The organism is Serratia sp. PL7 (genome assembly GCF_945957435.1).
On sequence record NZ_CAMFLB010000020.1, the window covers coordinates 163,472 to 171,618 of the forward strand.

The following is an 8,147-nucleotide window of genomic DNA, read 5'->3' on the forward strand; positions in this document are numbered from 1 at the left end:
GACATTATTCACTGCGGGGCTTGATAGTTCTAATCACTCGTTGCTATCTTATCTATCGCCATGAGCTATCATGGCCAGGAGGGAAACAACAATGAATATTCGTGATTTAGAGTATCTGGTCGCCTTGGCCGAGCACCGCCACTTCCGGCGTGCTGCCGACTCATGCCATGTCAGTCAACCAACATTGAGTGGACAGATCCGCAAGCTGGAAGACGAGTTGGGCGTGATGCTGCTCGAGCGGACCAGCCGTAAGGTGCTTTTCACGCAGGCAGGCTTACTGCTGGTGGAGCAGGCACGCACCGTGCTACGCGAAGTCAAAGTCTTGAAGGAAATGGCCAGCCAGCAGGGGGAGGCGATGTCCGGGCCGTTGCATATCGGCCTGATCCCTACCGTGGGGCCTTATCTGCTGCCGCAGATTATCCCGACGCTGCATAAATCCTTTCCCAAGCTGGAAATGTACCTGCACGAAGCACAAACCCATCAACTGTTGGCACAGCTGGACAGCGGCAAGTTGGACTGCGCTATTCTTGCCTTGGTGAAAGAAACCGAAGCCTTTATCGAAGTGCCTTTGTTCGATGAACCGATGCAATTGGCAGTCTATTCCGACCATCCGTGGGCGCAGCGCGAACGCGTGGCGATGGCCGATTTGGCGGGTGAAAAACTGCTGATGCTGGAAGATGGCCACTGCTTACGCGATCAGGCGCTGGGCTTTTGCTTCCAGGCCGGTGCGGATGAGGATACCCACTTCCGCGCGACCAGTCTGGAAACGCTGCGTAATATGGTTGCCGCAGGCAGTGGGATAACGCTATTGCCCGCCTTGGCAGTACCGCGTGAACGCGAGCGTGACGGCGTCTGCTATCTGGAGTGCTACAAACCGGAACCGAAGCGCACCATTGCTCTGGTGTATCGCCCCGGCTCCCCGCTGCGTAGCCGCTATGAGCAGTTGGCCGAGGCTATTCGCGAACACATGCAGAACTACCTGAAAGCGAACTTAAAACAGGCGGTTTAAGCCGTTTAGCGCTGCCACGCGGTAGGCTTCGGCCATGGTCGGATAGTTGAAGGTGGTATTGACGAAATACTCGATGGTATTACCTTCACCTTTCTGTTCCATGATCGCCTGACCGATGTGAATGATCTCTGCCGCACGCTCACCAAAGCAGTGGATCCCCAGGATCTGCAAGGTATCGCGGTGGAACAGGATCTTCAGGCTACCCACGTTCATGCCGGCAATCTGTGCCCGGGCCAGGTGTTTGAACTGGGCGCGGCCCACTTCGTAGGGCACTTTCATTGCCGTCAGTTCCTGCTCGGTTTTACCGACGGAGCTGATTTCTGGAATGGTATAAATGCCCGTTGGAATGTCTTCGATCAGATGCCCGCTGGCTTCCCCAGAAGAGATGGCCTGAGCGGCGATGCGTCCCTGGTCATAAGCGGCAGACGCCAGGCTCGGATAGCCGATCACGTCACCCACGGCATAAATGTGGGATACGGCGGTCTGATACATGCTGTTGACCTTCAGCAGGCCACGGCTGTCTGATTCCAGACCCACGTTCTCCAGGCCCAGCGCATCGGTGTTACCGGTACGGCCATTGGCGTACAGCAGGCAATCGGCCTTCACTTTCTTGCCGGATTTCAGATGCACAATCACGCCATCGTCGGTGCCTTCGATCTTCTCGAACTCTTCATTGTGGCGGATCACCACGCCGTTATTCCAGAAGTGATAAGACAGAGAATCTGACATCTCCTGATCGAGGAACGCCAGCAACCGATCGCGGGTGTTGATCAAGTCCACTTTCACGTTCAAGCCACGGAAGATAGAAGCATATTCGCAGCCAATCACCCCGGCGCCGTAGATAATCACGTGGCGTGGCTCGTGGTTCAGCTCCAGGATGGAGTCGCTGTCATAAATGCGCGAGTGGTTAAAATCAACGCCGTTCGGATGATAAGGGCGTGAACCACAGGCGATCACGATATGGTCGGCGCGGATGGTATCCTGTGTGCCATCCATATAGCTTACGCTGACGGTGTTGGCGTCGATAAACTTGGCGTTACCGGCGAACAGCTTGCACTGGTTACGCTCGTAGAACCCTTGGCGCATGCGTGTTTGCTGGTTAATCACGCTGTCGGCGTGGCGTAAAATGTCAGGGAAGGTGGCGCTAAGGGTGCGGGAGTTGTTGTAAAGCGGGTTCTGGTTGAATTCGATAATGCGGCTGACGGCGTGGCGGAGGGCTTTTGAGGGGATGGTTCCCCAGTGAGTACAGCCGCCGCCCACGTTATTGTACCGTTCGATCACGGCCACGCGGGCACCTTGTTTCACCAGACCCATGGCTGCGCCTTCACCACCAGGGCCGGAGCCGATGATAATGGCATCAAATTGATAGTGTTGTTGCATGTAGGAGAGACCTGTTCTTATACAAAATTACAACGGTATCTTAACATCATAGCGCTGCGTGCCCAATTACCATTAGCCTTTTTGTGGCAAAGCACAATCGGTGTGGCCTAGAACTGTGACAAAGCGCGTTTGTATAAATGCTGTTGCAATAAATTTGCTATATTGCCAGTTCTGCGGCGTTAGACTGAAGAAGGGAAGTCATCCGGATATGCAAATGGGCGTCAGAGCACAACAAAAAGAACGCACTCGTCGTTCCCTCATTGAGGCGGCTTTCAGCCAACTGAGTGCCGAGCGCAGTTTTGCCAGCCTGAGCCTGCGTGAAGTCTCACGAGAGGCGGGCATCGCGCCCACGTCTTTCTATCGCCATTTTCGCGATGTGGATGAGCTTGGGCTCACCATGGTTGACGAAAGCGGCCTGATGCTGCGCCAATTGATGCGCCAGGCACGCCAGCGTATTGCCAAAGGCGGCAGCGTGATCCGCACGTCGGTATCGACCTTTATGGAGTTTATCGGCAATAATCCCAACGCCTTTCGGCTGTTGCTGCGTGAACGTTCCGGCACCTCGGCTGCATTTCGTGCGGCGGTAGCACGGGAAATCCAACATTTTATCGCCGAACTGGCAGATTACCTTGAGCTGGAAAACCATATGCCGCGCAGTTTTACCGAGGCGCAGGCGGAAGCTATGGTGACGATTGTCTTCAGTGCCGGTGCGGAAGCGCTGGATATTGATATTGAACAACGGCGGCAGCTTGAAGAAAGGTTAGTGTTGCAACTGCGGATGATCTCCAAAGGAGCCTATTACTGGTATCGCCGCGAACAAGAAAAAGCATCTGTATCCCACGTATAACAAGGTGAAAGTCATGGAAAAACTAAGCCGTGAGAATGGTACTTTACTGCTGGCGTTGATTGCCGGCCTGTCCGTAAACGGTTCCTTTGCCGCGCTGTTCAGCTCGGTGGTGTCGTTTTCAGCCTTCCCGTTGATTGCTTTGGTGTTGGCGGTATATTGCCTGCATCAGCGTTACCTGAACCAGCCAATGCCGGATGGCATGCCAAAATTGGCGGCCGGCTGTTTCCTGTTGGGCATCCTGGGATATAGTGCGATCGTGCGTGCGGAATATCCGCAGATCGGCTCGAACTTCCTGCCCTCGATTGTCTGCGTGGTGCTGGTGTTCTGGATTGGTTTCCAATTGAGGAAACGCAATACCGCCACTGTTCAGCATTAAAAATGGTTTCATCGAGGAAAGGCACTCCGTGGAGTGCCTTTTTTGTTTTTACAGTGGTGCGGATATTCCGCAGCCCGTTCGTGATGTAGGGCGCAGCGCCCGTCTAGATCAGCGGCGTTCGAGTAATACGCCACATTCCATATGATGGGTGTATGGGAACTGATCGAATAGAGCCAGGCGAGTGATTTTGTGCGTGGCTTGCAGCGTATCCAGATTGGCGCATAGGGTCTCCGGGTTACAGGAGATGTAAAGGATGCGTGGATAGGTCTGCACCATCTTCACCGTTTCCTCATCCAGGCCGCTGCGCGGCGGATCCACAAAAATCGTCTCACAGTTATAGCTGCTCAGATCGATCCCTTTTAACCGGTTGAACTCGCGAGCGCCGTTCATTGCCTGGGTGAAATCTTCCGCCGCCATACGGATAATCTGCACGTTGTCGATATTATTGGCTGCGATGTTGTACTGCGCCGCCGCCACCGAAGGCTTGGCAATTTCAGTGGCTAACACCCGCTCGAAGTTGCGGGCCAAGGCCAGCGAGAAGTTGCCGTTACCGCAATACAGCTCCAGCAGATCCCCTTTTGAACCTTGGGTCACATCCAGTGCCCATTCCAGCATTTGCACGTTCATGGCTGCGTTGGGCTGGGTGAAGCTGTTTTCAACCTGGCGATAAATCATTTCGCGGCCAGCGACCGGCAGCACTTCGTCGACGTAATCTTGATCCAGCATGATTTTCATCTTCGAGGCGCGGCCAATCAGCTGCACATCGAAGCCGTCTGCGCGTAACGCGTCACGCAGCGCAGTGGCATCTTGCTGCCATTGTTCGTCCAGCTTGCGGTGATACAGCAGTGAGGCAATGATTTTACCGCTCTGTGTAGAAAGATAATCGATCTGGAACAGCTTGTGGCGCAGCACCGGATTGGGCTTGAGGGCCGCCATCAGGGCGCTCATCAGGCGGTTAATCAGCTCACTGGCCGCCGGGAAGCTATCGACACGGATACGCTGCTTGGTCTGCTGATCGAACATGATGTGGTACATATCGTCCTCATCATGCCAGATGCGGAATTCCGCACGCATCCGGTAGTGGCTGACTGGCGAGCGAAACACTTCCGGCTCGGGCGCCGTGAACGGTGACATCATGGTCTTCAGGCGGGCTGTTTTCTCCGCCAGTTGGTCGTCATAGCGTTCAATGGGCAAATTCTCGGGCGTCATGGTTTCTCTCGTCAGGCAAATTGGATCAGCGGGGGATTGTAGGGAATCAGCCCGTGAAGTCCAGTTTTGTTGTGGTGCTATTTTGCAACACTGTTGGCAATCTAGACATCCATTTTCATTGATTGTAGCATTGCCGTCCGGTCTCAAGCAGCGAGTGAAAAGGGAATCCAGTGCAAATCTGGAGCTGACGCGCAGCGGTATGGGGAAGTCACGGCGATAGCGTTAAATAACGCAGACACTGTCCACTGCAGGATGGGAAGTCATCGCCCGGTGCGGGTTGCCACAGGCAACCGGCAAATCCCAAGCCCGAAAACCTACCGGTGTACGTCGCAATATCCATAGCCGTCGCGAACTACCGGCCGTGGCCCTGCGGCATCCCCAATGAAGTTTGGATGCTTTTTATAATGACAATGATAAAAAATACACTGCTGGCGGTGGTCTCCTCCGTGACGGCATTTTCTGGATGGGCGCAAGATAACACCACGGCTAAAAGTAGCGATGATCTGGTGGTTACCGCCAATCGCTTCCCTCAACCGGTCTCTTCCGTATTGGCGCCTGCCGATGTGGTGACCCGCGAAGATATCGACCGTTGGCAGGCCAAAAGCCTCAATGATGTGATGCGTCGTTTGCCCGGTGTCGATATTTCACAGTACGGCGGTATGGGGCAGGGGTCATCTCTCTCGGTACGCGGCACGGAAGCTCGTCATGTATTGGTACTGATCGACGGCGTGCCAATGGCCCGTTTGGGGATCAGCAACGGCGTCGATTTTAACCAGGTTCCGTTGGCGCTGGTTCAGCGTGTGGAGTTTATCCGTGGGCCGCGTTCCGCCATTTACGGTTCTGGTGCTATCGGTGGGGTCATCAACATCATTACCCAGACGGATAAAGAGGGCGGTAAAGTCCAGGCGGGTATCGGTTCTAAAGGATACCAGCAGTACGATGGTGCCTTGCGCCAGCGTTTTGATAATACGGTTGCTACCGTTGCGGGCAGTTACCAGATGACCAATGGCTTCAATGTGCAGCCAGGCTCGCCTTATTCGGTCGACAGCGATCGTGACGGTTTCCGTAATAAAAGCTTCTGGGGTGGGTTGGAGCAGCAGTTCAATCAGAATTTCTCAGGCTTCGTGCGGGGTTATGGTTATACCAATAACTCGGACTACGATGTCGGCAGTGTACCTTACAGCCCGAAGTACAGTAATGATGAAGACCGCCTGTATAGCCACACCTATGATATGGGGCTGCGTTTCCTGTCTGGGGCTTTCTCTTCTCAACTGACGGGCAGCTATCAGAAACAGAAGGATTACAACTACAGCAGCCAGAACGGCCGTTATGGCATCAGTACCACACTTGATGATATGGATCAGCGTAACCTGCAATGGGGCAACACCTATGCTTTCGAGCACGGTAGCGTCACTGCCGGTGCCGATTTCCAGCAACAGCGCCTGACCTCTTCCGACAATTCCTTTGCCGATACCTATAAAAGAGACAACACGGGACTGTACCTGAGCGGTCAACAGCAGTTTGGCAGCGTGACGCTGGAAGCCTCTGGGCGTGAAGACAAGGCAGGTGACTTTGGTTGGCACGGCACTTGGCAGACCGCGGCGGGTTGGGAGTTTGTTGATGGCTATCGAGCCACCTTGTCTTACGGTACGGGTTTCCTGACGCCATCGCTGGGCCAGCAATATGGCTCAAAACGCTTTGGCATTGATTCCAACAGCAACCTCAAGCCGGAAGAGTCCAAACAGTGGGAAATGGGGTTGGAAGGTTTGACCGGGCCGTTGGATTGGCGTCTGTCTGCTTACCATTACAAAATTCAGAACCTGATCAACTATGATTCTGACCCGGTGACCTATCAGGGCCAGTATTACAATGTGGATAGGGCAACGATTAAAGGCGTTGAATGGACGGGTAGCTTTGATACCTGGATGTTCACCCACAGGTTGACGCTGCAATATATCGATCCGCGTAATGACCAGACCGATGAGGTGTTGGCGCGCCGTTCGAAACGTCAGGCCAAATATCAGTTGGATTGGACGATGTTCAACCTGGACATGGATATCTCGTATCAATACTACGGCAAGCGCTACGACAATATCTCTTCTACTTATAACCCTGAGCAGCGCGTATTGCCGAGTTACAGCACGGTCGACGTGAGCGCCTCATATCCAATAACCTCTCAGCTGACAGTTCGTGGTAGAATTGCCAACCTGTTTGATAAAGATTATGAGACGGCTTATGGCTACGCTACCCCAGGAAGAGAGTACTACCTCACTGGCAGCTATACCTTCTAACGCCACTGCGGCTCCTCGCCCGACGGCGCTGGTTTTTGATTCCGGCGTCGGCGGGTTGTCAGTGTTTCAGGAGGTTCGGCAACTGCTGCCGGATCTCCACTATATCTATGCCTTCGATAACGTAGCATTCCCCTACGGCGAGAAATCCGAAGAGTTTATCGTTGAGCGCGTGCTGGAAATTGTCAGTGCGGTTCAGCAGCGCCATCCTCTGGCGATCGTCATCATCGCCTGTAATACCGCCAGTACCGTTTCCTTACCCGCACTGCGTGAACGTTTTGCTTTCCCGGTAGTGGGGGTGGTGCCTGCGATCAAGCCTGCTGCCAAACTGACCGCCAACGGTATCGTCGGTTTGCTGGCCACGCGCGGTACGGTTCAGCGTTCTTATACTCATGAACTGATCGAGCGTTTTGCGACAGATTGCAAAATTGAGCTGTTAGGCTCTTCTGAGCTGGTAGAACTGGCAGAAGCCAAACTGCATGGTGAACCTGTACCGCTGGCAACGCTGAAGAAAATCTTGCAGCCGTGGCTGAACATGCGCGAGCCTCCGGACACGGTAGTGTTGGGCTGTACTCACTTCCCTCTATTATCTGAAGAGTTGATGCAAGTCCTGCCTGAAGGAACGCGGTTGGTGGATTCCGGTGCGGCAATTGCCCGCAGAGCCGCATGGCTTATCTCTAATCAGGAAAATCTGGTCTCAACTCAGGAAGAAAATCTGGCGTATTGCATGGCACTGAATGAAGACACCGATGCTTTATTGCCCGTTTTGCAGGGTTATGGCTTTAAATCGTTGAAAAAACTGCCGCTTTAATGGAGTTTTGCTTAAACATTCGACGGTCAGCAAAAAAAGTGAATTTAGGGGTTGCGGCGTTCTGAGAACTCCCTATAATGCGCCTCCACTGACCGGGAACAACGACGAAGCAGTCGCCCAGCCAGGAAGAAGCAACCCGGTGAAAACACCGCGTCTCGTAAGAGAAAAAGGTTGACTCTTCAGCGGGAAAGCGTAATATGCACCTCCCGCGTTACCGAGAAACATCA

General features: G+C 53.8%; 7 protein-coding genes and 1 riboswitch. Of the genes, 5 read left to right on the forward strand and 2 right to left on the reverse strand.

Going from position 1 to position 8,147, the window contains the following annotated elements:
- Positions 1 to 91: 91 nt before the first annotated feature.
- A complete protein-coding gene (oxyR, locus tag N6G83_RS41820; RefSeq protein ID WP_024527923.1) occupies positions 92 to 1,009 on the forward strand; it encodes a DNA-binding transcriptional regulator OxyR in 918 nt (305 codons plus the stop codon).
- On the opposite strand, the gene sthA is transcribed toward oxyR, so the two are convergent.
- The gene (gene sthA, locus N6G83_RS41825; RefSeq protein WP_021807209.1) at positions 992 to 2,389 is read right to left on the reverse strand and encodes a Si-specific NAD(P)(+) transhydrogenase; all 1,398 of its coding nucleotides are present in this window, start codon (positions 2,387 to 2,389) and stop codon (positions 992 to 994) included. The genes oxyR and sthA overlap by 18 nt on opposite strands.
- A gap of 214 nt (positions 2,390 to 2,603) precedes the next feature.
- Between sthA and fabR the strand changes: the two genes are divergently transcribed.
- Both fabR and N6G83_RS41835 read left to right on the forward strand, forming a co-directional pair.
- Positions 2,604 to 3,236, forward strand: a complete 633-nt coding sequence (gene fabR / locus N6G83_RS41830) for an HTH-type transcriptional repressor FabR (protein WP_024482854.1) — start codon at positions 2,604 to 2,606, stop codon at positions 3,234 to 3,236.
- Between the two features lie 13 nt (positions 3,237 to 3,249).
- Positions 3,250 to 3,612 carry a YijD family membrane protein gene (locus N6G83_RS41835; protein ID WP_024527924.1) on the forward strand — a complete coding sequence of 121 codons (363 nt, stop codon included), beginning with the start codon at positions 3,250 to 3,252 and terminating at the stop codon, positions 3,610 to 3,612.
- A gap of 108 nt (positions 3,613 to 3,720) precedes the next feature.
- Here the strand turns inward: N6G83_RS41835 and trmA are convergent, their stop codons facing one another.
- On the reverse strand, positions 3,721 to 4,821 hold the full coding sequence (trmA, locus tag N6G83_RS41840; protein WP_211135615.1) for a tRNA (uridine(54)-C5)-methyltransferase TrmA: 1,101 nt from the start codon (positions 4,819 to 4,821) through the stop codon (positions 3,721 to 3,723).
- A 121-nt stretch (positions 4,822 to 4,942) separates the two neighbouring features.
- Positions 4,943 to 5,158, forward strand: a riboswitch (cobalamin riboswitch).
- 73 nt (positions 5,159 to 5,231) lie between these two features.
- Here trmA and btuB point away from each other — a divergent pair.
- Positions 5,232 to 7,112 (forward strand): TonB-dependent vitamin B12 receptor BtuB, encoded by a 1,881-nt coding sequence (gene btuB, locus N6G83_RS41845; RefSeq protein WP_065683810.1) that lies wholly within the window; start codon positions 5,232 to 5,234, stop codon positions 7,110 to 7,112.
- Complete coding sequence (murI, locus tag N6G83_RS41850; RefSeq protein ID WP_024527927.1) at positions 7,057 to 7,920, forward strand: glutamate racemase; 864 nt, start codon at positions 7,057 to 7,059, stop codon at positions 7,918 to 7,920. The genes btuB and murI overlap by 56 nt, the downstream gene beginning before the upstream one ends.
- Positions 7,921 to 8,147: the final 227 nt, after the last annotated feature.

Coding starts and splice junctions, on each gene's coding strand:
- oxyR (WP_024527923.1), top strand. CDS start 92: ATGAATATTCGTGATTTAGAGTATCTGGTCGCCTTGGCCGAGCACCGC.
- sthA (WP_021807209.1), bottom strand. CDS start 2,389: ATGCAACAACACTATCAATTTGATGCCATTATCATCGGCTCCGGCCCT.
- fabR (WP_024482854.1), top strand. CDS start 2,604: ATGGGCGTCAGAGCACAACAAAAAGAACGCACTCGTCGTTCCCTCATT.
- N6G83_RS41835 (WP_024527924.1), top strand. CDS start 3,250: ATGGAAAAACTAAGCCGTGAGAATGGTACTTTACTGCTGGCGTTGATT.
- trmA (WP_211135615.1), bottom strand. CDS start 4,821: ATGACGCCCGAGAATTTGCCCATTGAACGCTATGACGACCAACTGGCG.
- btuB (WP_065683810.1), top strand. CDS start 5,232: ATGATAAAAAATACACTGCTGGCGGTGGTCTCCTCCGTGACGGCATTT.
- murI (WP_024527927.1), top strand. CDS start 7,057: ATGGCTACGCTACCCCAGGAAGAGAGTACTACCTCACTGGCAGCTATA.